At 55.5% G+C, this 26186-nt stretch carries 16 protein-coding genes; 12 read left to right on the top strand and 4 right to left on the bottom strand.

What is annotated here, in order from left to right; genetic code table 11:
* Window positions 1-80: 80 nt before the first annotated feature.
* Window positions 81-2144, bottom strand: coding sequence for an ATP-dependent zinc metalloprotease FtsH (ftsH, locus tag PSR63_RS15195; protein WP_338000648.1), 2064 nt, complete (start codon window positions 2142-2144; stop codon window positions 81-83).
* A gap of 417 nt (window positions 2145-2561) precedes the next feature.
* Between ftsH and PSR63_RS15190 the strand changes: the two genes are divergently transcribed.
* A complete protein-coding gene (locus PSR63_RS15190) occupies window positions 2562-4214 on the top strand; it encodes a hypothetical protein (protein WP_274326523.1) in 1653 nt (550 codons plus the stop codon).
* A 9-nt stretch (window positions 4215-4223) separates the two neighbouring features.
* On the opposite strand, the gene PSR63_RS15185 is transcribed toward PSR63_RS15190, so the two are convergent.
* Both PSR63_RS15185 and PSR63_RS15180 read right to left on the bottom strand, forming a co-directional pair.
* Window positions 4224-5429 carry a XylR family transcriptional regulator gene (locus PSR63_RS15185; protein WP_274326522.1) on the bottom strand — a complete coding sequence of 402 codons (1206 nt, stop codon included), beginning with the start codon at window positions 5427-5429 and terminating at the stop codon, window positions 4224-4226.
* Window positions 5430-5666: 237 nt separating this feature from the next.
* Entirely contained in the window at window positions 5667-7496 is a 1830-nt protein-coding gene (locus tag PSR63_RS15180; RefSeq protein WP_274326521.1) for an alpha/beta hydrolase, read from the bottom strand.
* Between the two features lie 317 nt (window positions 7497-7813).
* On the opposite strand from PSR63_RS15180, the gene PSR63_RS15175 reads away from it, so the two are divergent.
* Window positions 7814-16021: a DUF6340 family protein gene (locus PSR63_RS15175; RefSeq protein WP_274326520.1), complete on the top strand. Its 8208-nt coding sequence runs from the start codon at window positions 7814-7816 to the stop codon at window positions 16019-16021.
* Window positions 16022-16048: 27 nt separating this feature from the next.
* Here the strand turns inward: PSR63_RS15175 and PSR63_RS15170 are convergent, their stop codons facing one another.
* On the bottom strand, window positions 16049-17185 hold the full coding sequence (locus tag PSR63_RS15170) for an LptF/LptG family permease (RefSeq protein WP_274326519.1): 1137 nt from the start codon (window positions 17183-17185) through the stop codon (window positions 16049-16051).
* A gap of 191 nt (window positions 17186-17376) precedes the next feature.
* On the opposite strand from PSR63_RS15170, the gene PSR63_RS15165 reads away from it, so the two are divergent.
* The 10 genes from PSR63_RS15165 (at window position 17377) to flgN (ending at window position 26164) form a co-directional block, all read left to right on the top strand.
* The gene (locus tag PSR63_RS15165; RefSeq protein WP_274326518.1) at window positions 17377-18132 is read left to right on the top strand and encodes a ComF family protein; all 756 of its coding nucleotides are present in this window, start codon (window positions 17377-17379) and stop codon (window positions 18130-18132) included.
* 203 nt (window positions 18133-18335) lie between these two features.
* Complete coding sequence (locus tag PSR63_RS15160; protein WP_274326517.1) at window positions 18336-19295, top strand: DUF502 domain-containing protein; 960 nt, start codon at window positions 18336-18338, stop codon at window positions 19293-19295.
* A 274-nt stretch (window positions 19296-19569) separates the two neighbouring features.
* Window positions 19570-20508 (top strand): hydroxymethylbilane synthase, encoded by a 939-nt coding sequence (gene hemC, locus PSR63_RS15155; RefSeq protein WP_274326516.1) that lies wholly within the window; start codon window positions 19570-19572, stop codon window positions 20506-20508.
* 238 nt (window positions 20509-20746) lie between these two features.
* Window positions 20747-21514: a flagellar hook-basal body protein gene (locus tag PSR63_RS15150; protein WP_274326515.1), complete on the top strand. Its 768-nt coding sequence runs from the start codon at window positions 20747-20749 to the stop codon at window positions 21512-21514.
* 51 nt (window positions 21515-21565) lie between these two features.
* On the top strand, window positions 21566-22366 hold the full coding sequence (flgG, locus tag PSR63_RS15145) for a flagellar basal-body rod protein FlgG (protein ID WP_274326514.1): 801 nt from the start codon (window positions 21566-21568) through the stop codon (window positions 22364-22366).
* A 17-nt stretch (window positions 22367-22383) separates the two neighbouring features.
* Complete coding sequence (gene flgA / locus PSR63_RS15140; RefSeq protein ID WP_274326513.1) at window positions 22384-23283, top strand: flagellar basal body P-ring formation chaperone FlgA; 900 nt, start codon at window positions 22384-22386, stop codon at window positions 23281-23283.
* Complete coding sequence (locus PSR63_RS15135; protein WP_274326512.1) at window positions 23280-23981, top strand: flagellar basal body L-ring protein FlgH; 702 nt, start codon at window positions 23280-23282, stop codon at window positions 23979-23981. Before flgA ends, PSR63_RS15135 begins: the two co-directional genes overlap by 4 nt.
* Window positions 23982-24026: 45 nt before the next feature.
* Entirely contained in the window at window positions 24027-25151 is a 1125-nt protein-coding gene (locus PSR63_RS15130) for a flagellar basal body P-ring protein FlgI (RefSeq protein ID WP_274326511.1), read from the top strand.
* Between the two features lie 20 nt (window positions 25152-25171).
* A complete protein-coding gene (locus PSR63_RS15125; RefSeq protein WP_274326510.1) occupies window positions 25172-25597 on the top strand; it encodes a rod-binding protein in 426 nt (141 codons plus the stop codon).
* A gap of 54 nt (window positions 25598-25651) precedes the next feature.
* Window positions 25652-26164 (top strand): flagellar export chaperone FlgN, encoded by a 513-nt coding sequence (gene flgN, locus PSR63_RS15120; RefSeq protein WP_274326509.1) that lies wholly within the window; start codon window positions 25652-25654, stop codon window positions 26162-26164.
* Window positions 26165-26186 lie beyond the last annotated feature (22 nt).

The raw sequence follows: 26186 nt of genomic DNA, 5'->3' as shown, positions 1-26186 counted from the left end.
GACCATACCTAAACAAAGAGCCAAGGGCTATTCCCTTGGCTCTTTGTTTTTCGTGATTAATCGTGGTGAAGCTGGTTCGACTAGCTTCCTTGATCCGCCGCACCGGCAGGCGGGATGTCGTCCGAGTTAATCTCCTTAGGCGTTCCGTGCCGCTTCACTTCGGTGCCTGGCACAATGCGAGGACCGCCGGAGGTTTCTTCGATGACGCGTTTCAGTTCCTCGGCATCGACGACTTCCAGTTCCATCAGACGTTCGGTCAAAGCAACTAATGCTGCTCGACGATCTTCCATCATCTCCTTGGTGCGTTTGAGCAACTGGTCGATGATGCGTTTGATTTCGAGGTCGATCTCGCGATAGGTTTCTTCGCTGTGCGACCGGGCTCGTTCTTCCGACTGCTCCGGAATGAAGGCCGAACGTCCGCTGGCACGGAAGTTCACCCGGCCTAAGCCGCTCATACCGTAGTCGGTGACCATGCTCCGAGCGATTTCGGTCGCCCGCTCCAGGTCGTTTTGGGCACCCGTCGAGATCTCTTCGTAGACCATTTCTTCGGCCAGCGTTCCGGCAAGCAGCACCTGAATGCGGCTTTCCAGTTCACTTTGCGTCATCAGAAAGCGATCTTCGGTTGGTCGCTGCATCGTGTAACCCAGGGCCGCCAAACCGCGAGGAATGATCGAGACCTTGTGCACCGGGTCGGTATTGGGAAGACAGTACGCGACCAGAGCATGGCCACTTTCGTGATAGGCCACACGCAGTTTTTCGTCTTCGTGCATCACACGCTGCTTCTTCTCGAGACCAGCGGTAACACGTTCGACCCCTTCATCGAATTCTTCCATACCCACAGCCGCTTTGCCCTTACGAGCGGCAAGCAGGGCCGCTTCGTTGACCAGATTGGCCAAGTCAGCACCGGAGAAACCGGTGGTGATCGCGGCAACACTCTTCAGGTTGACCGTATCGTCGAGCTTCACGCTGCGTACGTGGACGCGGAGGATGTCTTCGCGTCCGCCTGCGTCGGGTCGGTCGACCAGCACCTGGCGATCGAATCGACCAGGGCGGAGCAGGGCAGGGTCTAACATTTCGGGACGGTTGGTTGCCGCGATGATGATGATCCCGGCATTCGCTTCAAAGCCGTCCATCTCGACCAGCAGGGCATTGAGCGTTTGTTCGCGTTCGTCATGCCCACCGACAATGCCGCCGCCGCGGGCCTTACCCAGGGCATCCAACTCGTCGATGAAGATGATACAAGGGCTCTTCGCTGCGGCTTGTTGGAACAAGTCACGCACACGGGCCGCACCGACACCGACGAACATTTCAACGAAGTCGCTTCCGCTCATGCTGAAGAACGAGACGCCTGCTTCGCCGGCGATGGCCTTGGCCAGCAGCGTCTTACCCGTTCCTGGAGGGCCGACCAGCAGCACCCCCTTGGGAATGCGTCCACCCAGTTCCTGGTACTTTTCGGGCGAGCGGAGGAAGTCGACGATTTCCTTCACTTCGTCCACGGCTTCTTCGATGCCGGCAACGTCGTCGAAGCTGATGTTCAAATCGTCCTGCATGTGCAGCTTGCCGCGGCTTCGACCGAAGGCGATCGCACTGCCAGTCCCGCCGATACGGCGAATCATGAAGTAGCAGAACGCAATCCCCAGCCCAATCATCAGCAGCGGACCGCCATAGATTTCAAAGAAGTTCGGGGGGCCGGTCGCCTTGTAGTCGGTGAAACCCACTTCATCGAGCATCGTTTGGATCTTGCCGGCCGCGTTTTCGCTGCGGACCAGGTAGGTCACAATCTTCTGCCCGTCGGTCTTCGCGGTGCTTGGATCCTTACTGTCGTTGTTGTATCGATCCACAACGGCCGTGACCGAGCTGGGACCGATTTCGACATTTCGCAAATTTGAGTAGCGGATACTGGAAACTTTGCCGTCGCTATCCTTTCGCTTGACGGTTACGCCAGGCTCGACGCCTTCGGCGGGCTTATCGTCGATCGAAGCGATCAGTTTCTCCAGGTCAGGCTGGGCAAGCTCTTCGGAACCCGACTGCAACAAGTACATAGCAAGCAGGAACACGAGTGCCCCTGCCACCAAGATGTACCAGAGATTGCCAGAATTACCTTTATCGCCCCGCCGTTTGGGAGAATCGTCGTTGTTATCCATGGGCTTTCGCTTGGTTTATGTAGATTTAACGGGCTGCCCAGCGACTCGCGCTGCCTAGTGGGAATCTCATAGTATACCGGGCATGTCCTTACGACTATCTTCGCCATCAGGCAAAACAGGACAAGCTGCTAGCTCGCAACCGGAGGATAAGGGTTGGTCCGATTGTGCGGACCAGCAGCGAGATTAAGGGCTCTGAATGCGGCGCTGAACACGATCGAGAGCCACGAAACTTCCGTTTTGATACGTGCAATACCGCGCAAGCATCGTTATATTGAATAGCTTATCCCATGCCCCCAATGAGTTGCGATGACGACCAAATCGCGACTTCCTATCTTCTCAGGATGCTTACCCCACGTTCGGCGATGGAGTGCCGCTCAGTTTGTTTGAGACTCACGCACTTTTTTCGTAGGTTTCCCGATGCTACGCCAATATCTCTGCCCAGGTATGTTGCTCGCTGGCGTTCTTTTATTCAGTTCGCCCCTTGCAGCGGAAGACCGTTTCCTGACGGTCGGTGGTGGTCCGGTTGCGGACGGAAACCAGATCTCGCTGGAAAACAATGTTCTGTATTTCCAACGGGTCCTTTCGCAACTGGGACTCGAGAAAGCCGAGCACCGGATCTTGTTCGCCGATGGCTCGAATCCTGATGTCGACCTGCAATACGAAAATGTCGATCGCGACGACGAAGAGATTCATCGACTGATGGCTGAGATTGTCGGCCCAGGGCAGGGGATCAAGTTCGATTACCGCTCCAGCACCATTCCCGGCATCAACGGTGAAGCGACGCCTGAGAGTATCGAGAAGACACTGGCTGACCTGTCGCACCGCCTAAACTCGGGTGACCGCGTCTTGTTCTACTTCACTGGACACGGCGGCAAGGACCACAGCAAACCCGCACCACCGCCGAAAGCCAAGCCGGAAGATAAAGACAAGAAGAAAAAGGAAGAGGGAAAGTCGGACGACGCCGAAAAAGAAGACGCCAAGAAGGACGTTGCGAAAGAGGAAAAGTCCGACTCCCAAAAAGAAGAGAAGCCTGCCAAGAAGCATCGCACCGAACCAACCTACAGCGGCAACATCACGCATCTCTGGTACAAGGACAAGATGACGGCCAAGGATTGGACCGAGAAACTGGATGAATTGCCGGCCGATGTCCCGTTTGTGGCCGTGATGGTGCAGTGCTACAGCGGCGGCTTCGGCAACCTGATTTTCCAGGGTGGCGATCCGGACAAAGGCCTCGCTGACCATCTCCGCTGTGGCTTCTTTTCGACGGTGCCTGACCGCGTCGCCGCGGGCTGCACGCCGAATGTCGATCAGGCCGAGTATCGCGAATACTCCTCCTATTTCTGGGAAGCGCTGAGTGGTGTGTCGCGAACAGGCCAATCAATCGAGAAGCCTGACTTCGACCAAGACGGGATCACTTCGTTTTTGGAAGCACACGCTTACACCGCACTGCATGCGGACACGATCGATATTCCGACACGCACGTCAGACTTCTTCCTTCGCGAGTACTCGACGCTCAAAGGGGAGAAGGACCTGTCCACGATTCATACGCCAATCGATCAACTGATGGCCGGTGCCGACGCCAGTGAACGAGCGGTGATTGAGGGCCTCAGCAAACGATTCGAGTTTTCCGACGCCGACCGAGGCAAACAGGTTGAAGAAGCGATCCGCGACAAAAAGGGCGCCAAACGGAAAGTAGACGGGGACGTTCGCCGCAAGCTCGGGGAAATCAGTGGGTTCAAGCGAAAGATCCGCGACTCGCTGGAAAAGAAGTGGCCCGAGATTACCAACCCGTGGCATCCCAAGACGGTTACTCTGCTGACCGAAGAACCGGACGCGCTGCGAACGATCATCCTTGAGCACGAGCAGTACCCATCGCTGAAGAAAGCTGCCACCGAGGTGAAAGAACTCCGCCAAGACCAGGAAGCCCTGGATCTCGAGATCGTCAAACTGGAACGTCTCAAGTTCTGGCTCGAACGCCGTGCCAGAGTTCTGAACCTGGAGAAGACCGCCGACAGCGACCTGGTCCAGCGACTGCACGACTTGGTGAAGCTCGAGTCGCAATCCATTTAGCGATCATTCCTACCGCTCTTTGTGATACTCGCTACGTCGATTCTGCCGACGATATTGGCTCGGCACGTCTCCCATGGTTCGTTTGAAACTGCGGATGAACGACTCGGTGTGATTAAAGCCACACTGGTAGGCGATCTCTGGGATGGCCAGCTCCGTATCTCGTAGCAGCACGGCGGCGCGTTCCAAGCGAACACGACGAAGGATGATTGCCGGCGATCGGCCGACGGTCCGCTCGAAGCGGTTTTCCAGCACACGCCGCGAGACATTGATTGCCTTTTCGATGTCGTGAATGCGAATCGGTCGAGAGGCGTTGTCACGGATGAATTTGATCGCTTCGGCGACCACCTCATCTTGAAAACCGGTCGCATCGGATGACTTCCTTGCCAACACGCCGCGGGGAGGAATCTCGATCGGGTGCTCGGGAGCTGGCTCGCCTTGAATCATTCGGTCTAACAATTCGGCTGCCAGATAACCGACCGTACGCCCTGCCTGATCCAGGCTTGATAGTTCGACCGGGGCAAGCGCCGACATCAGTGCATCGTCCTCGATACCCAAGATCGCTACATCGTCCGGCACTTCTATTGTCGCATTGGCGCACTGCGTCATCACGGCCCGCCCAATCATGGCACTCCAGGTGATGACGCCCACCGGCTTGGGCAACTCGAGTAACCACTTACGCAAGAGGTGCTCGTTGGAGCGAATGCCGTGCTCGCGCGACTGCGTCTCTTGTTTGCCGTAGGAAAAGACGTGCAGCCTGGCCTCGTCCGCATCGGCCTTCTCGCGAATGGCATCTTCCAGCACCGTTCCATACGGCATATGCGGAGCGGGACCGATATAGGCAATATTGCGGAAGCCCCGATCGAGGAAATGCTGGGCGGCCATATGACCACAGGCACGCTGATCGGACACGACATTCGGATAACGCTGAGAGTGCTGACGCGTCCAGGATACGTTTACGCACGGGATCTTCCGTCGGGCAATTCCTCGCACGAGACCCGGGTTGGTTAACCGTCCAATGACGCCATGCCCTTTCCAATCACGCGGCAGTTGCAAGGTATCCCAGAATCCATGCGGCTCGATGAAGCAGTCCCAGCCTCCTTGTTCGCCGGCATAATCGGCCACGCCGCGCAAGACTTCGCGGCTCCACTCGGTCGCCGTTTGTACGACCAAGGCAATCGATCTACGGGCAGGCACACCCAATAGAGAAGTACTCATCACCCCAAACTCCGAACCGATCGCCATCCGTCGTGACTGGCATTTCGTTCGAATTGTCGTTCAACCCGAGGCCCAAGGGTCATAATGTTTCTCTTGGTGAGGCGAGAACCGCCAGTGCATTTCGTCAAACTCTATACACATTTTTTCACCTCGTAGATCTTGCTTCAAGGCGGCTATCAGCAGATACCGGGGAAACGAGCGACCAAGAAGTCTCGGGTGGCGACGGTACCCAACTGGCTACCGCAGCGGTGGGCTCGAAGGCGTTCGAGTCACCGCATTGTTGTACTGCGGGTCGAAGTACCAATACATGCCGCCTGGGCTGGAGATATCTCGCAGCCACTGGCGCTGCGTTGGCATCCGAGCATTTTGCATCAGCGCGTAGATATCGCTGATGACCGTCGTGTTGTCACCGTAGTAGGCGTGCCCCATCAAGCTGGTATCGATCTTCGTAACATCGATGGTGTCGATGCCGTTGAGAATCAGGATGTTCGCACCAACATCGCCGGCTCGTGGATAGCCATTGACCGCACGAGAGGCCATCAGGGCCATGTCGTTCTGAGAAGCGTACAATGTCACGTGCTGGGCCAAGCCGGTCAGGTTGGGCGCGATCTTTTCTTTGAAGACACGAGCGTCAACGTCGGGGGCTGCCAGAATGACTTCATTGAAGATCTTCTGATTCTGCTGAAGGTCCTGAGCCAAAGATTCCACCGCGGCACCAAACGCACGGTTCCCCATGCTGTGGGCGATCAGGTGCACCGACTGGGCGCCACTGTGTTGATGGACTTTCAGCAAGAACTCTTTCAGGTGGGAAGCTGTCCAAAACGAGTTACCACGATCAGTGACGTAACCGAGCAGTTCTCCCTGCGAGGGCCAGCTGAAGAAGACCGGAGCGCCTTGGAAGTCTAAGTCATGCGCGATCTGAGCCGTTCGTCTGGCCGCATCTTCAAAAGTCACGTTGTAGCCGTGGATGAAGATCAGCAGGTCGCGGTTGGGAGACTCTTCGACACGCAGTTTGAGCATATCAAAGAATTCCTGCTCCTCTTTTGATTTCACTTCCATCAACATGACGTGCTCTTCAGGCTTCTCCTCGAATTCAAAGTGGATGACCGAAGGAGATTCAAGCTGACCTGCCTGATGCGACTTAGGAATGCTGACCTTACAGGTACCCAGCTGCAGGTCGCCTTGCTCTTTGCCGTAAACAACGGAGTCACTGGAGAGGAAGCGGTCATATTTGTGGTACTGCACCCAACCTTCCTGCCCGACAACGACGGCTCCGCTGACGGCAACCACCATGGTCAGTCCCGCGATGACGTACTGCTTGAATTTGGTAAGCAGCAGCGCGACCGCAATGCCCAAGATGACGCACGTGATCGCTGGCAGCAGGGCATGGAACTTATGAGGCAGCACACCGCCGGGCCAGATCATCGGCGCGCGGTCGGTCCCGTAAAACACTTCGACGACGTCAAATGGATCTTCACTTTCCGCTTCCATCTGCATGGCTTCCACCTGCACCGGTTCAGGCTGGGCCTCCGCAACCATGGGCTGCATCTCGCCAGGTGCTTCCATCATGCGGGGCTGCTCCAGGGGAGCTTCGATACCGTACGGCTGCTGCATCTCCATCGGAAGAGATTTGGGCTGCGGAAACGGAACGTCCTCCGAGGCAGGACCTCGACGAATTTTCGGAGAACTACCTGGGGCCTGTGGAGACAGGCTCCGCGGAGTATATTGCGGCAGGGGACCGGTTTCGATTGGATCGGAATATCCGAACTCAACATCTGGCTTAGGCTGCGGCGCAGTCCCTTCTGGAACCATCTGTGGTTCGACGATCTCTATATTGAATGGCTGCTGCTGGGGCGGTTGAGCCGGATCTTGGACCGGTGCGGCATCGGCTGGAATGGACGGTTCAACGTATGGAGTGTCATCCGGGTCGCCTGACGCGACCTCTTGTTCCCCCTTATCTTGAGCACAGCCCAAGATAATCGCTAAGAGGAACAGACTAAGCGAAACCGTTTCCCAGTAGCTAAAACGTGATGGCGAGTTCTTAGCGTGCTTTTCGTTATTGGACATGGTCCAAACCCCTATTCGCATCCATGCATCCAGACCCCCGTCTGGTCAGAGTGGGGGTGAATCTTAGCGGCGTTATGCTGCAGGCAAAAGATCGATTTTCTTGACGACCCGGCCATGGAAAGGGGCGGCAAAGCCCCTCTGCAGATTGCATTAAAACATTGCTACTTCGCTACTTATGACCTAGAAATGAGGTAGACCAACCGACGACGTTGCCATCAAAAACGACGAAAACCATTTCCTGGCCCAATTCGTCTATGTCTGAGATAAAGAACCTAGTCGCGACACTCTTCTATCCTTTAGCCCCGGGGACTTCTCTGATGTTGCCGCTATTTCGACCGCTGGCGTGGAGTTTCGTATTTGCCCTCTGCCTCCCAATCATCGCGACAGCCGCAGAAGGGGACATTGAGGACGTAACCAAGGTTGACCAAACGCTTTACGTCCTGGCACCGACCGCCATTCGTGATGCCTTGCAGGATCGCAATTACGACGAAGCAATCCAGCTGATCGACGCGGATCTGGCCAAAGATGGGGGCGACAAAGAGCAGTTGCTCTACCTCAAAGGCCGAGCGCTGCATTTCGCAGGCAAGTATCAAGATGCCGTGCGCGTCTTCGAAGAACAGCTAAAGCGGTTTCCAGAGTCGAAATGGTCGCGTAAAGCTAAGTTTGCCATAGGTTTAGCCCATGCACGCCGGGGCGATTATCGCAGTGCCGAGGTGGCTTATCGTGAACAGGCTCGCTATCTCCTCTCGCTCGACCGCAAAGAAGAAGTCGCCGAGATCTACCTCAACCTTGCCAGCGTTGCCTACGAGTGCGGCGAGGAAACCAAAGACAACAACGAATACTCCAAGGCGTTACAGTTCTATCAAAAGGCCCTCGAGGTCGGACCAAAGCCGAAAACACGCGACAAAATCAACCTTCAGATCGCGCGAAGTCAGAAGCACCTCGGGCGTCATGGCGATGCGATCAACGTCTATGCGAATCTGGTTGCCAAGAGCACCGATCGTCCGATCCAACTGACCGCTCGTTACGAACTGGGTGACCTCTATCTCGCGGCAGGCCAACACGCCGCAGCCCGCAAGACTTGGGAAGACCTGCTGGCACTGCACGAAGGGGAAGATTCCAAACTGCTCCCGAAAGCAGCATTTCGCTTGGCCGAGACCTACAGCTTTCCCAATCCCCCTTCCGAACAAGACTTGGAACTTGGTGTCGCAGCCTTGGAAGAGTATTTGGCCAAGTACCCCGAACATGAAAGCGTTCCGGAAGCACACTTCCAACTCGCACGTGCTTTCTCGAGTCGCGGTCGTGGTGATGACGCGGTCAACGCACTGCAGTCGTTCCTGAAGATCGAGCAGTACGCCAGTACCGATGCCTACGCAGATGCCCGGTTCTTACTTGGTTCGATCTACGCCCAGCAACATAAATTCGACGAAGCGATCGCTGCCTGGAGCGAGTACCTTTCGAAGCACCCCACCCACTCGAAGTGGAGCGAAGCCCAGCAGCGGATTATCAACACGCAGTACCAGAAGGCCGAGTTCGCCTACGCCGAAGAGAACTACGACGAAGCTCGCAAGCTCTGGCGTGAATTCCTGGTGAAGTACCCGGTCGATTCGCGTTCGCAGCAGATCCAGTTCCGTATTGGCGAAAGCTTCCATCGAGAAGAAAACTGGTCTGAAGCGATTTCAGCCTGGGAGCAATTGGCCAGTAAGTTTCCTGGATCGCAGATTGCAGCCCAAGCGAAGTACAACATCGCACTCACCACCGAGCAAAAGCTAGAGAAGCTTGCCGAAGCAATTGAACTGTATAAAGAACTTGCCGGGACCCCTTTCGCATCGCAGGCGCAGCAGCGTATCACTTTGCTGACCGGCGAACAGTTGGAACTCGCGACGCTTCGTAAGTTTCGCTCGAACCAGAAGCCTTCGATTCAGCTGAAGACACGGAACCTCGAAAAGGTAACCGTACAGATCTATCCGATCGATCTGGAAACCTACTTCCGCAAGATGCAAACGACCGGCGGCATCGAAAGCCTCGACATCGCGTTGATCGATCCGGCTGAGAGCTTCACGTTTGAAGTGCCCGAGTACGAGAAGTACCGCCTCGACACACACAATGTCGAGATCCCAATCCCGATGCCGGGTGAGAAAGATGGCGATAAGGTCGCCGAAGCAGGTGTCGTCGCCGTCACCGTCACGGGCGATACGAAGGAATCCACAACCGTCGTGCTGCAAAGCGATCTGGACATGATCGTTAAAAGCTCGCGTGACGAGGTGTTTGTCTACGCTCAGAATATGAAGACCGGTAAGCCTTGGGCTGATGTTCGCCTGTTGATGTCCAACGGCAGCGAGGTCTTCGCCGAGGCAACCACCGGCGAAGATGGCGTTTTTCGGGCAAGCCGCGATGAGCTTCACGGCTCAGGCGATATCCGCGTACTGGGTGTTATCGAGGGGCATTCGGCTGCCAACATCGTGAACCTCAGCGGACTTGATGTCGCTCGAGGTCTCGAAAGACGCGGTTATCTTTACACTGATCGCCCGGCGTATCGCCCCGGTCAACTCGTGCACGTTCGCGGCATTATTCGTCACGTGAAAGACGACCGCTACACGGTTCCTGCGGGAGACACCTACCAACTGGAAGTGCTCGACCCACGCGGCCGTTCGCTGCTTTATCGGGAGGTGAAGCTTTCCGACTTTGGTTCCGCAGGCGGGCATTTGCTGCTGCCTGGTCAGTCGCCGGTCGGTTCTTACCAAGTGGTGATGAAGTCGGTTAAGAACAAAGACGAGGCTTACTACGGCAACTTCCAGGTCGCCGAGTTCCAGCTGCCACGCATCTTCCTGGAAATTGAAACGGAAGAAGACGTCTATTACCGCGGCGAGGTCGTCAAAGGAACGATCACCGCGAAGTACTACCACGGCGATCCGGTCATCAAACGCAATCTGCAGTACTTCCTGGATGGTAAACAGATCGACGCCCAGACCAACAACAAGGGCCAAGTCGAATTCGAATTGCCAACACGCGATCTGCGAGATTCCAAGGTCGTGCAGATTCAGGCCCGAATGCCCAGCGAGAACGCCTCGACGGCGAAGAGCGTGTTCATCTCGGCTGTTGGCTTCACGATCAATGCCTCAATCGTTCGCGACACGTACTTGAGCGGCGAATCGTTTGATGTTTCCGCCAGCGTCAAAGACCTGGAAGGGGAACCACTGGAAACCGATCTGACGCTTTCGGTAATGCGGCTGGCCGATGATCAGCCTGGCCGTGCTCAGGAGGTGCTCGTCTCGAAGCATGAGCTGAAGTCAAACGACAAAGGGGAAGCTCGACATACGTTGACCTTGGAGAAAGGGGGACGCTATGTCCTACGTTTCACCGGCGTCGATCGCTTCAAGCACGATATCTCAGCCCAGACCGCGGTGAACATCTCGGACGAAAACGATCGGATTCGTCTGCACATCTTGGCCGACAAGCATCTGCTGAAGTCGGGCGAGAAAGCCTCGATCGATGTCCACTGGCGTGGCGAACCAACGATGGCCCTGGTGACGTTCGAGGGTTCCAAGATACTCGACTATCGCCTGGTGGAACTGAAGTCTGGCAAGAATGCTCTGAAGTTCGACGTCGATACGTTCCTGGCCCCGAACTTCCAACTCGCGATTGCCGCGATGACCGATGTGAAGAAGAACATCAAGGCTGACGACGCGGAGGCCCCCATCCGGTTCCATACCGCCGAGAGTGTCTTCCAGGTTGAACGCGATCTGCGAATTCAATTGAAGCTGCCGAAGAATGCCCAGCCTGGCGATACGGTGAAAGCCGAGCTCAAGACAACCGATGCCCTCGGCAATCCGCTTCCCGCGGAACTAAGCCTGGCGCTGGTCGAAAAGAGCCTGCTCGATCAGTTCCCGCCCAGCTGGCCCAAGCCAAGTCACTTCTGGCAAGGCAATCCACGCGTCTTCGCGATGCGGGCAACGTCCAGCATCGACTTCCACTACCAGCCAGCGACCGAACAGATTGACGAGCAACTGTTAGCGGAAGAGGAGCGTCTGGAAGCGGTCGAGGAAATTCGTCTCGAACTGAGCGATTTCAATCGATCCGGTATGCGTGACTTTGATGGTGCCGCACCTGATCCATTCGGTGTCCCTGCAGATGCCGAAGCCGATGATTATGGCACCAATAGTAACTTCGGAGGTTACGCTGGTGGTGGTTTTGGAGGCAGTGGAGGATTCGGTGGCATGGCAGGACGCCCTGGAGAACCGGTGCCGAATGCTGCTCCAGCAATGCCACAGGGCGTACCAGAACTTGCGCAAATGAAACGGCGGCAATTGGCCAGTGGGCGAGAAAAAGAAGCTGGCAAGAAATTTATCGCTGATCAGCAATCGATGTACGACTTCCAACTGGGCGAACAACAACTGGGTTGGGCCGCCAAAGACGTGCGTTGGGACGACATGTCGACCTTCCAAGATCGCAGTTGGTACTTCGATTCCAAGGGGAATGCCAATCTTGGCGTGCAGGTTCTCGATGCGCGAGGTCGCTACTCGAATCGTGCCATTCAGCTGGAAGACGGCAAAGTCGCCAACAAGGCTTTGATGAAGTTAATCGACGAAGCCGAGAAGAATGGCGATCTTCTCTTGCCGGGCCTACCACCTCAGGAAACCGCCTTCTGGGCACCTAACCTCGTCACCGACGAGAAAGGGCTGGCCAGCGTTGACATCACGCTTCCTCCTAATTCCACCACGTGGAAACTGCTATCCAAAGGCATCACCGTCGAAACCTTGGCCGGCGAAGCTGAAGCGGAACTAACGGTCGCCAAGCCGCTGTTTGCTGACCTGACGTTGCCCATGGCACTGCAAAGTGGTGACACGATCCAGATTCCGGTACGGGTCTTCAAAACCAATGGCAAGCCAGCCAAGGTTGAACTCGCCCTCGAAATCAGCATCGGTGAGAAGAAAGTTACCCAAAAGAAAACGATCGAATTCAAGGATGAGACGGAGAAGGATCTCCTCATTCCACTAGAGCTCGATCCGGCGTCGGTGAAGAGTGCCGATCCGGCCGTGGCCGAATTCCGCTTGGAAGTTCGATCGGGCGACATGGCGGACGTGAAGCGTCAGTCCGTACCGATTCGCCACCGCAGCTATCGGATTGTCCGCTCTGCCGCCGGTCAGGCGACCAGTGATATGACGGCCGTGGTCAAGTATCCCGAAGGAATGCCTTGGGAAAACCCAATGCTCGATATCGTGATCGGTCCCAACGTCCGATCTGACCTACTCAGCGTGCTGGATCCTCCGGTGATTCCCATTTATCGTTGTGCCCCCATCGCAGTCACACCGATCGATACGCTGACGAGCGATATCCTCGCTGGCATCGCTTTGGAAAACTTGCTGAAGCAAAGCCCCGACCAAGGCGGCCCTTCGCTCGATACTGTGAAGTCGAAAGTCGATGCCGCGATCGCATCGTTGATCGTGATGCAAAACGACAATGGTGGCTTCAGCTGGAGCGGCTCGCAGTCGGGAACCAACCGTTACTCGACGGCTCGGGCTCTTTGGGCCTTGGCCGCCGCTCGCAAGGCAGGGCATCGGGTTGATCCCGACCTGATCCAGAAGACGGTCCATGCAATCAAGAACGAGATTCCTAAGTTGCCAGTCGGCGACTACGACAGCAAGGCCACCCTGCTGCATGCGTTGACGATTGCCGATGCAGGCGACTTCTCGTTGGCTAACCAATTGCATCGCAATCGCCAGTCGCTGACCGCTTCAGGCTGTGCCTACCTGGCACTTACCTTTGCCGAGATGAATCGGAACGATACGGCCCGTGAGTTGACGGACCTGGTCAAGAACAAGATCGGTCAGCAGGGCATCTCAGGGTGGAACAGTTCGGCTGTTGAGTCGAAGGCCTTGTATGCGTTGTGCGTGCTGGCAACCCAGCCGAAGTCGCCCGAGATGACCAAGGTGGCCAAGGACGTTCTGCAGGCTCGTAGTGGACATCGTTGGCATCCGGACAAAGCGACCGGCCCAGCCATGATGGCCATTTGCGGCTGGACCTCTGGTCAAGAGTTGCCTGCCGAAGAATATCAGCTGGCGATCCTGGTCAATGACAAAGAGATTAAGACCCTGAAGATCGACGCGAAGAGCCTCACGCAGACGGTTGAGATTCCTGCCGACTTCCTGAAACGCGATAAGCAGGAGACCGTGCGTTTTCAATTGACCGGCCGTGCTGAGTTCACCTATCGCTGCGAACTCTCGGCGGATGTTCCGCTGGATAAGCTTCAGTCGAATACCTCGCGTTGGTATGTCCGCCGCTACTACGACCCAGCCCCGCTGCGTTTCGACGGCGAAGAAATCCCTCGCGGTTTCGGCGTGGTCAGTGGTAGCTACCAGTCGTTCCGAAATGAACTCACCGAGTTGCCTTCCGGCGAACGAGGTCAGGTACGCGTCAACATCTATCGCAGCAACGTGCGAAATGATGAAGAAGAACAGCAGATGGAATACCTGGTCGTAACCGAGCCAATTCCAGCTGGGACGACCGTGGATCCAAGTTCTATTAACGGAAACTTCGAACGCTACGAGATCCATCCAGGCTACATCTTGTTCTACCTCGGCCCAAGCCGTGGCTCGCGATATCTCAACTATGAACTGGTCGGCATTCAGCCTGGCGAATACTACACTGGTCCTACGCTGGCCCAAGATGTGTATCGTCCTGAAAGCCTGGCCGTAGGAGAGTCGAAGTCGCTTAAGGTTCTCGCCAGTGGCGAAGAGAGTGGCGACAAGTACCGTCTCACGCCGCAAGAACTGTACGAACTGGGACGTCGCAAGTTCGAGAAGGGAGATCTCGCTGGTGCCGAGGCCAACCTCACCGAACTGTTCAGCAACTGGTCGCTCGACAACAATCCGTTCCGCGAAACGACCAAGATGCTGTTTGACATTCATCTTCAAGCCGATCATTCGGCCGAAGCGGTCAAGTTCTTTGAACTGCTGATCGAGAAGTTCCCGAACGAACAAATCTCCTTCGCCAAGCTGTTAAAGGTGGGTGACGCCTACAACGAACTGGGCGAGTACGAACGGAGTTATCTCGTCTTCCGAGCGACCGTCGAAGCCAATTTCATGGTGGAAAGCCAAGTGGCTGGTTTCCTGGTCGATCAAGGGGAAGTCATTCGCAGTATCAAGGTAATGGAAGACCTGCTGAAGAATTCGCCCCAGGAATCGTACACGGCAATTGCTGAATACGCTTTGGCAACAGACGTGTACGGCAACGCAGCCCAGGCGGCGGCGTCGCGAGAAGGGAAGAACCTGAAACTCACGAAGGTTCACTTCCTGAAGAAATCGCTGCAAATGCTCGAGCAGTTCCTGACGACGCATCCCGAAGATCCTTCGGCGGATGAAGCCGCGTTCGCGTTGGCCTCGGGCATGACCGAGCTCGAACAGTATGATCAGACGATCAAACTGTGCGACAAGTACACCGAGCGCTATCCCAAGAGCGACCACTTGAGCAGCTATTGGTACCTGACGGCGTTCTGTCATTTCGCACTGAGCGAACCAAAGCAAGCCCTGGAGATGTCCGACAAGGTCGCCCAGAGCGTGCCGGCCTCGCAGCGAAACTCGAATAGTGTCGCCGCTCAGAACCGCTGGCGAGCGATTTACATCATGGGGCAGATTCATCATTCGCTGAATGAAGCCGCCAAGGCGATTGCCAACTACACGGAAGTGAAAGATCGCTTCGTCGATGCGGCTCAGGCCATTAACTACTTCACGCGCCAGGCGATCTCGCTCGAGGAAGTAACGAGCTTCCTGCCGGACGAAAAGGTGCACCTGGAACTCGATTATCGCAACGTGAAAGACTGCGAAATCAAGGTCTACCGCATTGATCTCATGAAGTTTGGCTTGCTGCAACGAAACCTGCAAAAGATCACGACGATCAACCTCGCAGGCATTCAGCCTCTGCATGAAACGACCATCGAGCTTGGCGACGGCAAGGACTACCAGGACAAGCAGAAGGACGTTCCGCTTCCATTGAACGAAGAAGGGGCCTACCTGATCGTCGCTCGGGCAGATAACCTGCACGCCAGCGGCCTGGTCTTGATCAGTCCCTTGAAGCTCGACGTCAACGAAGACCAGGTATCGGGACGTGTTCGTGTTACGGTGAAGAACAAGATGAAGGACACGTACGTCGATGACGTCCATGTCAAAGTCATCGGCACGAGTAACTCCGAATTCGTTTCCGGTGACACGGACCTTCGTGGAATCTTCATCGGGGATGGCATTCGTGGACGCAGCACGGTAATCGCCCAGGCTCAAAAAGGAGAGTATGCGTTCTTCCGCGGCACGACCGACTTGGCTCTTACCGCCGAGGAAATGAATCGCCGCAAGTACTCTCAGCAACAGCAAGGGCAGCAACAAGCGGCTCCGATGAACCAGATGGATGCCAAGCAGGAATTGCTGGAAGGGATTCAATCGGGTAACGGCATGATTCAACAAGAACAACGCCGGAACCTCGATCGGTTCTACCGCAATGACGTCAAGGGCGGCATCAAGAACTTCAAGTTCTAATCGTCCAAGCCGATGGCACTGCTTCGCCTAATCGCGAAGTGGTGCCGCCATGGCTGTGGCGATCGGTACGAAGATAATTAGCGGAATGAATGCCGCCAGGGACGTGGGGCGAATCCACGAGGTCGACCCCATGGCCTTGCAGACCAACGTGACCGCATAAAAGCACATCACCAGCAGTAGGCAATAGCCGATTGCAATGAAGATGTTGCGGTTCTCTTTTCGCAGAACGATCGGCAGCCCTAGAAAGAGCAGCGTGATATCGAGGAAGGGCTGCACGATGCGGCTATGAATCTCGGTACGGACGTCGGCACCAACATCGAGGCTGCGATTGCTGAGCGTAGCGATCAGATCGTACGTCGAGGCATAGTCGCGCCATTGGCTACTGGCCGTTAGCTGCTCGAAGGTCAATTCGGTCACCAGGAAGCACTGGTTGGGCTCGAGCCAGTCGTTATCTGCGGGCATGAGCACCAGCGGTGTCCCCTCGAAGTCGACCGAAGCGACTCCTTCCGTCGTGGCCGGTCTGGACAGGTTCTCAATCAGAAACCCACTGGGATGATTTTCATTGGCGGCTTGGTAGAAAGCGTTCTCGCCATTGATCTGGTTGCCGATTCCTTCGTAGTTTTGATCCAGCCGAAAATTGGGGGACTCAATCCGCGAATCGCTGGCAACCGTCGCGGCACCATTCAAAAGGACGCCGGTGCGGTTATCGAACTTCGGCTGAAAGGTCTTCTTCGATTCGCCGAGCCAATCCTGAGCATTGCGCGTCAAACGATCCATGTAATGCGGAATCAGCAGTTCTCGGTTCAGCACACCTAAGATGGCGATCACGATCACGGCGATAATGACAGGCCGCACGATACGAGCCTGAGAGATGCCTGCCGCCATCAGGGCCGTCATTTCATTGTGCCGCTGAATCCAGGTCACCGTGAACATGGCCGAGATCAAGGTCAGGATCCCGCTGGTCATTCCAAAGAAGGTAAACACGCGAGGGCTGTAGTAATCCCACAGAACGCCAAATGTGCTGCCGGTTTGATCGCCGTACTTGAGGAACTCGTCGAGGTTGTTGAACGAGTCGATCACGATGAACAGCCCCGTGAAACTGATAAAGAATATCAGAAACGACTTGAGAAACTGAATCAGTAGGTATCGGTCGATCAGCAACATAGGTAGGGCCTTCCGGCCGGATTGCTAGCACGGGCAAAGTATAGATGGAGGGGATTTATACCGATTTTGGATCAATCTCCAAAGACGAAATGTCCTGTTTCGTTTGACGATGGGCCTCGCAAAGCGGATAAAATCAGCTGACCGTGACCGACTTCCCGTCCTTATTTACGACGCTGCGAGTTCAAAATTCCATGTCTCAGGGGGCCATCTCAAGCACGGTTCGCAGCTTCGGGCGGTCTCTGTCAGGCCTCTTGCTTCCCGGCTGTTGCTGTCTTTGCCGTGACGATGTCGTTGACTATCGAAACCCCAAAGTCCTCTGCCCGACGTGTGAGCAGGAGCAAGCCAAGGCCAAGAAGTGCGTCCGCTGCTCAGCAGTGCTATCGCATGAGAACGCTCTGCCGTCGGAAGATTGCCCGGCCTGCCACCACCTGAAGCTTCCATTCGAAGAAATTACCTCGGTCGGCAACTACGACGGTTTACTGCGCGAAGCTGTTCTTTCGGCGAAAAGTAACCGTGGCACGGCTTCTGCCTGGGATTTGGGGCAACTTCTTACGAGTGGTCTGGAGAGCCACCCGGCCGCCCAGCCGTGGATTGTGCCGGTGCCCATGCATTGGACACGGCGTATTCGACGCGGCACCGATACGGCCGCAATCTTGGCGAAGTCCTTTGCCCGGAAGACAGGCTGGTCATACCGTAAGCTGGTCACCTGCCAGCGTTCGATGGCCAAGCAAAGCGAGTTGCCAATCACCGCCAGAAAGAAAAATGTCCGAAATGCGTTTGCTGTTCAGGGTGTGGTCGTGCCAGATCGTCCGATTGTGCTGGTCGACGACATTATGACGACGGGAGCAACCTTGGTTGAGCTTGCCCGCATTCTTCGCAAGGCAGGGGCTTCGGAAATCCGCGTGGCAATCGTGGCGCGTTCCACTCCCCAGTACCTTAACGTTTAAGCAGACAATACCGGCAAATTTCATGAAAATACAACGGGATTGACTATTTTCTTCGCGTAGAAAGGATCGAAGCAAGAAGGAGGACATCCTCCCGACATTCGGGCGAGTGCCGTTATCAGCGCAGGAATTCCCTTAGCAAGGATGGCCTTTCCCCGGTCCTGAAAGATGTCTCGTTAGTAAACGAGCCGACAAGGTATCCCCCCATGGCCAATGAAGTAACCAAGACCGATCCGAAAACCGTGAGCGGATTCTATACGTTTCGCCGCGCGGTTCTCCGCGGCCTGGCGATCGCTGCGCCTCCGCTATTGACGATCGTCATCTTCATTTGGATCTTCTCCACGATCCAAAACTACATACTCGTTCCGATTGAAACGACTGCCCGAACGACCATCGTTTGGTTTATCCAGGACGTTCATCGTGACCTGCCGAATGTCGCTCCAGAAGAAACGCGGGCCGAGTACGACTCGAAGATCTATCGCAAGACAGCCAACGGGCAGTGGGTCCCCGAAAAGATCTACAACTTCGTGTACGAGCACGTTCATGACCAACCAATGCCTGCATCAGGATATGGCGTGTATGAACAGTACGTGCAATATCGCTGGCTGAAACGCGAGCTGACGATTCCGTCCCTTTTGGCCGTCTTGTTGCTAGCCCTTTATTTCACCGGAAAATTCCTGGCAGGGGGCTTAGGCCGGATGATCTGGAACGCTTCCGAGCGGCACGTGATGCAGCGATTGCCAATCATTCGAAATGTCTATGGTTCGGTGAAGCAAGTCACAGACTTTTTATTAAACGAACAAGAAATTCAATTCACCCGCGTGGTTGCGGTTGAGTATCCACGCAAGGGGATGTGGTCGCTTGGTTTCGTTACCAGCGAGAGCATGCTTGATATTAAAGACAAAGCCGGTGAACCAGTCGTTACGATTCTCATTCCGACCTCACCGATGCCGGCAACGGGTTTTACCATCAACGCCAAGAAGAGCGAAACGATCGAATTGAATATCACCCTGGATCAGGCGTTTCAGTTCATCGTTAGTTGTGGTGTTGTCGTTCCTCCCCAGCAGCAAACGCAAGCATCTCCGGTGGCAGGTCAGATACAAGCTCGCCTAAAACAAAAACAAGAATCGGACTCGAGCGACGAATCACAGCAGGAAAGCGGCTAACCTAGCCGTTTTTGATGCATCGAATTATCAGTTTTGGCGAATATCTAGTTTTACTTACCACCCCAACTCCCCCAATGCTCATTTGTTTTGTATGCTAATGACTTGTTCAGATCTTTAGCCAGCCTAATTACTTGACGAGCATGATCAGACCTATCGGTCTGAGTAGCCAAAAGTCTGAAAGCACCAACAGACGTCCGCCTTAGCCCAATCTTGTCACTGGGTCAGGCGACCTCCATCTCGTCCCGCCTTCGATTCATGGAACGAAAAAGCACGTATGAATGGTGAGCCTCTCCGCATCGGTACGCGCAGCAGCCCGTTAGCTCTGTGGCAAGCCCATTGGGTTGCCGAAGAACTCAAAAGAAGCGGCCAGTCCGTGGAAGTCGTTCATGTTTCGACCAAGGGTGACGTAACCACAGGCCCCCTTGGCGAAATTGGCGGCCAAGGTCTGTTTACCAAGGAGATCCAAGCGGCACTCCTGGAAAACCGGGTCGATATCGCCGTTCATAGCCTGAAGGATCTTCCTACAGATCCGACGCCAGGTCTCGCTCTAGCAGCCGTCCCCTCGCGCGAAGCTTGCGGCGACGTGCTAGTTTCGCGTGGTGGGTTCCATGTCAATACGCTGCCGCAAGGAGCGATTGTTGGTACCGGTAGTGTCCGTCGTCGTGCTCAACTTCTTCATGCCAGACCCGACCTCGAGATTCGCGATATTCGTGGTAACGTCGAGACGCGTCTCCGCAAGATGGACGAAGGCGAATACGAAGCCATCGTCTTGGCCGAAGCTGGACTTCGCCGCCTGGAAATGGCCGACCGGATCGTGCACGTGATCGACAAGCGTGTCATGTTGCCTGCGGTTGGGCAGGGGGCACTGGGAATCGAAGTGCGTGATTCCGATCAACGTGCCAAGGTAGCCGTTGGCGTGCTGCACCACCCGGACAGTTATCACTGTGTGCAAGCCGAACGCGTCTTGCTAGCAGAACTGCGCGGTGGTTGTCTGGCACCGGTTGGCGCTTGGGCTCGACTCGAGATCGAACGCGACCTGCTGCATCTCGATGGGGTGGTCATCAGCGGAGATGGCGTACAGAAGATTTCTGCCTATGCCTGCGGACCACCTACCAAAGCCGTGGAAATTGGACGTCAGGTTGCTTCGCAGCTAATTATTCAAGGTGCTCAGCGTATCATCAGCTACGCGAGAACCTCAGGCGGACGCGGCTAGGTTTTGCCACTTTCCGCAATCTTTGCCGACCATGCCCGGCAGCTTTTTCCGGTTGCCGGGCGTTCGGAATTTCTTTCCGCCATGCTGGCGGTTGTTGCTATCAGACAGGTATCTACCGTCTTCTGCTTGACTTAGATCAAATACAAAACTTTCTTGGCCTTGCCATGAATCTTTGGCACGCACATTGCCTTAGGAAAGAGCGTGTCCGGGGGGGCATGTTTCAGACCAAAGATTCATCATGGTTTACGGCCTGTATATTTCGGCAGAAGGAGCCCAAGCTCAATCGCGTCGCATGGAAGTGATCGCGAATAACTTGGCCAACGTCGACACACCAGGTTTCAAAAACGAATTTGCGATCCTCGAAGCTCGCGATTCGGAAGCCATCGACCAATATCTCGATTCACCCGGTTCCGGCAGCATCAACAACATTGGCGGCGGCGTGATGGTTCGCGATACGCAGACCAACTTCAAGCCTGGCCCCATTACCCCGACCGGCAACCGCGACGACATCGCCCTTCGCGGAGAAGGCTACTTCCAAGTGCAGCACGGCGATCAGGTCATGCTGACCCGCGGCGGCAATTTCGTATTCACTCCGGATGGACGTCTCACGACGCAGGAAGGCTACCCGGTCCTGTCTAGCGATGGCGATCCCGTCCAAGTCGATCCGGAAGCCAAGGCCGTTCATAACGGAGCCTACTACAACGAACGAGGCGAAGTCGTGATCGGCGGCGAAGTCATTGAACTGGGCATCGCCAAGCCTGAGTCGAATGCCGACCTCGTTAAGTTCGGTAAGAACCTGTTTCGCTCGCTTGGTCCTGTCGAGCAAATCCCTGAAGAGCAGCGTAGTGCTGCCCCAGGCATGCTGGAACGATCGGCTGCGAATCCCATCACGGAAATGATGGCCATGATCGAAACGACGCGAGCCTATGAATCCAATATCAACATGATCAAGTCGCAAGACGAAGCCCTGGGCAATTTGCTGGGCCGCGTCCTCCGTCAAAGCTAACATCCCCCGCGTAAAACACTCGCGAACTTAAGGCGAACAAGGAAGTAAGCCATGAGCGTCCAAACCCTTTACACCGCAGCCACCGGCATGCAGTCGATGCAAACGAAGCTCGACGTGATTGCCAATAACCTGGCCAACGTGAACACCACCGGGTTTAAGAAAGACCGAGCCAACTTCGAGGATCTGTTTTACGATCACGAAGTGCTGCCCGGCAATCCAGATTCGACCGGAAACCTCACACCAACCGGCACGGAAGTCGGTCTTGGTGTTCGCGTTTCCAGCGTTCAAACCGACTTCAAGCAAGGTGCGTTCACCAGCACCGACCGTCCTTTGGACATGCTGATCGAAGGCGAAGGCTTCTTTCAGGTTCTCGATCCAAGCGGCGAGATCTATTACTCCCGAGCCGGAAACTTCTCGGTCAATGCCAACGGCCAGGTCGTTACCGGTTCGGCAGGCATCGGTCGACCACTCGAGCCTGCGATCGTCATTCCTCAAGACGCCACGGCAGTTGAAGTCAGCCCCGACGGAATCGTTTCGGTTCAGCAGCCTGGTTCGAGCACCTTGAACGAAGTCGGTCAGATTCAACTGGCAACGTTCATCAATCCGGAAGGCCTCCTGAAACTCGGCGAAAACCTGTACGCCGAAACGGGTGCCTCCAGTGCTCCGATTACCGGCAATCCTCAAACCAATGGTTTAGGTCAAATTCGCAAAGGGATGTTGGAAGCCTCGAACGTCGAGCCTGTCCAAGAGTTGATCGACCTGATTACGACGCAGCGATCTTTTGAGCTGAACTCACAGACGATTCAGGCCGGCGATCAAATTCTGCAACTCATCTCGAACCTGCGTCGATAGGATCCGCGTTTAGAATCATGACGATTGTGACTTCAATTCGTTCCCTCTTCACTATCCTGATGGTTCTGACCATTTCCGTTGCGGCGATGGCTCAGTCCGGTCAGGTCGTGCTGAGGACATCCGCCATCGTCGACGGACCGCTGGTACGTCTGGGCGATGTGGCTGCGATCGAAATTCAAGATCGCGAACTTCGTGCGGAACTGACCGACATGGAATTGATGCCAGCTCCTGGCACCACTCACTCGACCTATCTCACGATCAACGATATCCGCTCGATCTTGGCGGCTCGCGGAATCTCGAGCGACGACGTCAGCGTCATCGGATCGAGCCGAGTTCGCATGGAAGCGGCATCCGTCGAAGAAACCGTTGAGCACGCCGCCGTCACGGCTAAGCGCGTTCCACGTCGTACTTTCGGCGGCCGAGTCGCTAAAGATCAGCCCATGGAGATCATGACCGTCGCTCACGTCGTACGAAACGTCCGCCGCGGTGAAGTCATTCAGGCAAGCGACGTTGAAATGCGAGAGCTGACCGTCATTCGTCGAGACGACTCCTACCCTTCGGCACTGCACAACGTGGTTGGCAAGGAAGCCACCCGCACCATCGCCGCCGATCGTCCCGTTTCCGCAGAGGACATTCGCGAACCGGTCATCGTTCGCCGCAACGACGTTGTTACGGTTTATGCTCACGCCGGCAACGTGGTAGTACGACGCGAGATGCTCGCACTAAACGATGCAGGCCTCCGGGAACTGGTCGAAGTTCAACCCATCGAACCCAAACATTACGGCCGTGCTCGCCAAGTGGAACGCTTTCAAGCTCAAGTCACCGGTCCCGGAGAAGCCCTGGTTCTGGGTGGCCATGTGAAGGTTCCTACCGCGAAACCATTGATGCCGCTGCCGCAACCGGAGATCAACCGATGAAACTTGCTACCGTAGCCTTAGTCTTGTTGCAAATGGTGGTCATCAGCGATGTCCTGTTTGCTCAGCAAAGTGGTCCGATCTCGAGCCTCGGTCAACGCAATATGCCAGAAGGCCAGATCGCCGAAGGCATGCCTTACAGCGGCACCACCAAAGATCTGAGCTGGATGTATCGTGAACTGCCGCCACCACGCGAAGTGCAAATTCACGACCTGATCCACATTCGTGTCGACGAACGTGCCCAGGCATTCTCCGACGGCGAAATCGATCGCAAGAAGAGCGGACAGTACGCTGCCATTCTGACCGACTGGATTCGCCTGGATGGAATCAATTCGATCAAACCGGCCGTTCAAGCCGATGGCGATCCAAGAATCACCGGTACGCTCAACCAGCGTCTGAAGTCGGAGGCCGAGATGGAAACATCCGAGGGCTTGAAGTTCACGATCGCTGCCGAAGTCCAAGAGATTCTGCCTAACGGCACGCTGAAGCTAGAAGCCCGTAAGACGATCACCGTCAACGACGAGATCTGGGTTTATCACCTGCGTGGCGTCTGTCGCACCGAAGACATCAATCCAAACAACACCGTGTTGAGTGAGCACCTGGCCGACCTGACGATCACCAAGGAAGATCACGGCTCGGTTCGCGACGCCTATCGTCGCGGCTGGCTTCTCACCCTTTGGGACAAAGTCCACTGGTTCTAAGCCAAGCCTGGTCACCCAAAACACAACGTCATCATGAGTAATCCAATGACTCGACACATCGCCTGCCTGACAATTTTCGCTCTCCTGATTTTCGCCGGTACTTCGGTCGAAGCTCAGGTTTCGCGTACGCAGTACAGCTCGATTGATTCGCAGCGATTTCAAATCAATCGACCGCTGTCCGACTTCGTCCGCGTCAAAGGACAAGAAGGCAACTACCTGCAAGGCGTTGGCCTAGTGGTTGGTTTGAAGGGAACCGGCGACTCGGATCTGACTCCTACGCATCGTGCGTTGTCGTTGATGCTCAAGCACATGGGCAACAACGCCGGCAGCGGCCCAGGCGGTGAGTACCTGCCTGAGGAACTGAAGAACATCAAAAACATGGCCCTGGTTCTCGTCCGTGCGAATATCCCTGCTGAGGGTGCCGAGGAAGGGGATTTCATCGACTGTGAAGTCAGCTCGCTGGGAGCCAAAAGCCTGGCCGGTGGCACGCTGGCGATCTCGACACTGCAAGGCCCCAACCCGCATGACAAAACGGTTTGGGCACTCGCCAGTGGTCCCGTTGAACTTGCGAAACAAGACATTCCCACTCGGGGCTACGTCATGAACGGCTGCCGCATCGAAAAGACGATTCGCAACCCATTCGTGACCCAGGACGGCAAGATCTTCCTGGTTATCAACGAAGGGCACAAGGATTGGCGAATGGCTCAGGAGATCGTCTTCGGGGTGAACAACCTGGAACAGAACATCAGCCGAGGCACCAGCGGCCAAATCGCCCGAGCCCTCGACCAGAAGACGATCGAGATCACGATTCCTCCTCAATACAAGGAAGAGCCGGTCTTCTTCGTTTCGATTCTGATGGAGACTCCGATCGTCGACAGCCTGCTGAACAACAAGGTGGTGATCAATAAGAACCAAGGGCTGATCGTGATTGGCAGCGATGTCGAGATCGGCCCGGTGGTGATCAACCACAACGGCATCAAGGTCGAAACGGCCAACCTGGAAGCATCGAAGTTTGTCACGGTCGACACGCAGAAGCAGTACGCAACGCGTCTGAAAGACCTGGAAGACGCCCTGACAACCTTGAAAGTTCCAGCGACCGACATCATCGACATCGTCGAAGCTTTGCATCACCAGGGCAAAGTGTACGGCGAACTGATCTACGTCAACTAACAAACGAAATAGCCCATCCCATGAACGTCAACACACTAACATCGGCATCCGGCGCGGCGGCCCCTCAAGGCCAGCTACGTGAGAAGTTCGACCAGTTTGTCGGCGAATCGATGTTCGGGCAGATGCTCAAGAGCATGCGAGAATCCCTTGGCAAGCCGGCCTACTTTCATGGTGGTCGAGCGGAGGAAGTCTTTCAGTCGCAGTTGGATCAACTGCTGGTCGAGAAGATTTCGGACGCGAGTGCCGAGCAAATCTCCAAGCCAATGTTCGAGCTCTTCGCCGCCAACATGGGTAATCGACACGAAGCTTCCGAGCTTTCTTCGTTTGTCAGCGAAGACGAAGCTCAGCAGGCAATCCAGCAGATTGAAACTCTGCAGCAGCAGAATAAGTCGCAAGACAGTGAAACCAGCTCGGCGGCCCTGTCGCAGTTGGACGTTTCCATTTAGTTCAGAATGTCTCCCACTCTCATGTAAGTGGTTTTGATCGATATGAATTCGCCAATGCCTTCCACCGCAGAACCATCGTCACCGCCGTTGAATCTCGAAAACGATACGGCGACCTTTCTGCAGGAACTTTCCGACGTCCAGGCCGACCTGCTGAACGTGCTGCATCGAAAGCGCGAACAAATGGTCGCGAACGACCTGGAAGCCATGGAGCAAACCATGATTAGCGAACAGGCACTACTTGAACGGCTCGATCAACTTCGCGACTCGCGCCAGATGCTTCTGGCCGATGCACGCGGCAAGGGATTGCCGTCCGATAGCATGCACTCGCTAGCGAGAGCTTTGGACGAGGATCAATCTGGCGAACTTGCGACAAAGGCGCACACGGCGAAAGATGCGATGCGTCATATTCAAAACGAAACGCTGACAAACTTCGTGCTAGCCCAGCAAACCGTGTTACATCTTTCGCAATTGCTACAAATCATTGCGACCGGAGGGAAACTTAAACCGACATATGAAGCGGAGAATGCCTCGAATCAGGGTGGAACCTTGGTGGATCAGGATGCATAGGTCGTGCTAGCGCGGCTCGCCT

Source organism: Bremerella sp. P1 (assembly GCF_028748185.1).
Lineage (GTDB): Bacteria > Planctomycetota > Planctomycetia > Pirellulales > Pirellulaceae > Bremerella.
This window is presented reverse-complemented; position numbering and strand designations above follow the sequence as displayed.

Bases quoted from the DNA above. Each gene is read 5' to 3' on its own strand.
- flgG (WP_274326514.1), top strand. From the start codon at position 21,566: ATGAGCGTCCAAACCCTTTACACCGCAGCCACCGGCATGCAGTCGATG.
- PSR63_RS15130 (WP_274326511.1), top strand. From the start codon at position 24,027: ATGACTCGACACATCGCCTGCCTGACAATTTTCGCTCTCCTGATTTTC.
- PSR63_RS15170 (WP_274326519.1), bottom strand. From the start codon at position 17,185: ATGTTGCTGATCGACCGATACCTACTGATTCAGTTTCTCAAGTCGTTT.
- PSR63_RS15165 (WP_274326518.1), top strand. From the start codon at position 17,377: ATGTCTCAGGGGGCCATCTCAAGCACGGTTCGCAGCTTCGGGCGGTCT.
- flgA (WP_274326513.1), top strand. From the start codon at position 22,384: ATGACGATTGTGACTTCAATTCGTTCCCTCTTCACTATCCTGATGGTT.
- PSR63_RS15125 (WP_274326510.1), top strand. From the start codon at position 25,172: ATGAACGTCAACACACTAACATCGGCATCCGGCGCGGCGGCCCCTCAA.
- PSR63_RS15180 (WP_274326521.1), bottom strand. From the start codon at position 7,496: ATGTCCAATAACGAAAAGCACGCTAAGAACTCGCCATCACGTTTTAGC.
- PSR63_RS15190 (WP_274326523.1), top strand. From the start codon at position 2,562: ATGCTACGCCAATATCTCTGCCCAGGTATGTTGCTCGCTGGCGTTCTT.
- PSR63_RS15150 (WP_274326515.1), top strand. From the start codon at position 20,747: ATGGTTTACGGCCTGTATATTTCGGCAGAAGGAGCCCAAGCTCAATCG.
- PSR63_RS15135 (WP_274326512.1), top strand. From the start codon at position 23,280: ATGAAACTTGCTACCGTAGCCTTAGTCTTGTTGCAAATGGTGGTCATC.
- PSR63_RS15160 (WP_274326517.1), top strand. From the start codon at position 18,336: ATGGCCAATGAAGTAACCAAGACCGATCCGAAAACCGTGAGCGGATTC.
- flgN (WP_274326509.1), top strand. From the start codon at position 25,652: ATGCCTTCCACCGCAGAACCATCGTCACCGCCGTTGAATCTCGAAAAC.
- PSR63_RS15185 (WP_274326522.1), bottom strand. From the start codon at position 5,429: ATGAGTACTTCTCTATTGGGTGTGCCTGCCCGTAGATCGATTGCCTTG.
- hemC (WP_274326516.1), top strand. From the start codon at position 19,570: ATGAATGGTGAGCCTCTCCGCATCGGTACGCGCAGCAGCCCGTTAGCT.
- ftsH (WP_338000648.1), bottom strand. From the start codon at position 2,144: ATGGATAACAACGACGATTCTCCCAAACGGCGGGGCGATAAAGGTAAT.
- PSR63_RS15175 (WP_274326520.1), top strand. From the start codon at position 7,814: ATGTTGCCGCTATTTCGACCGCTGGCGTGGAGTTTCGTATTTGCCCTC.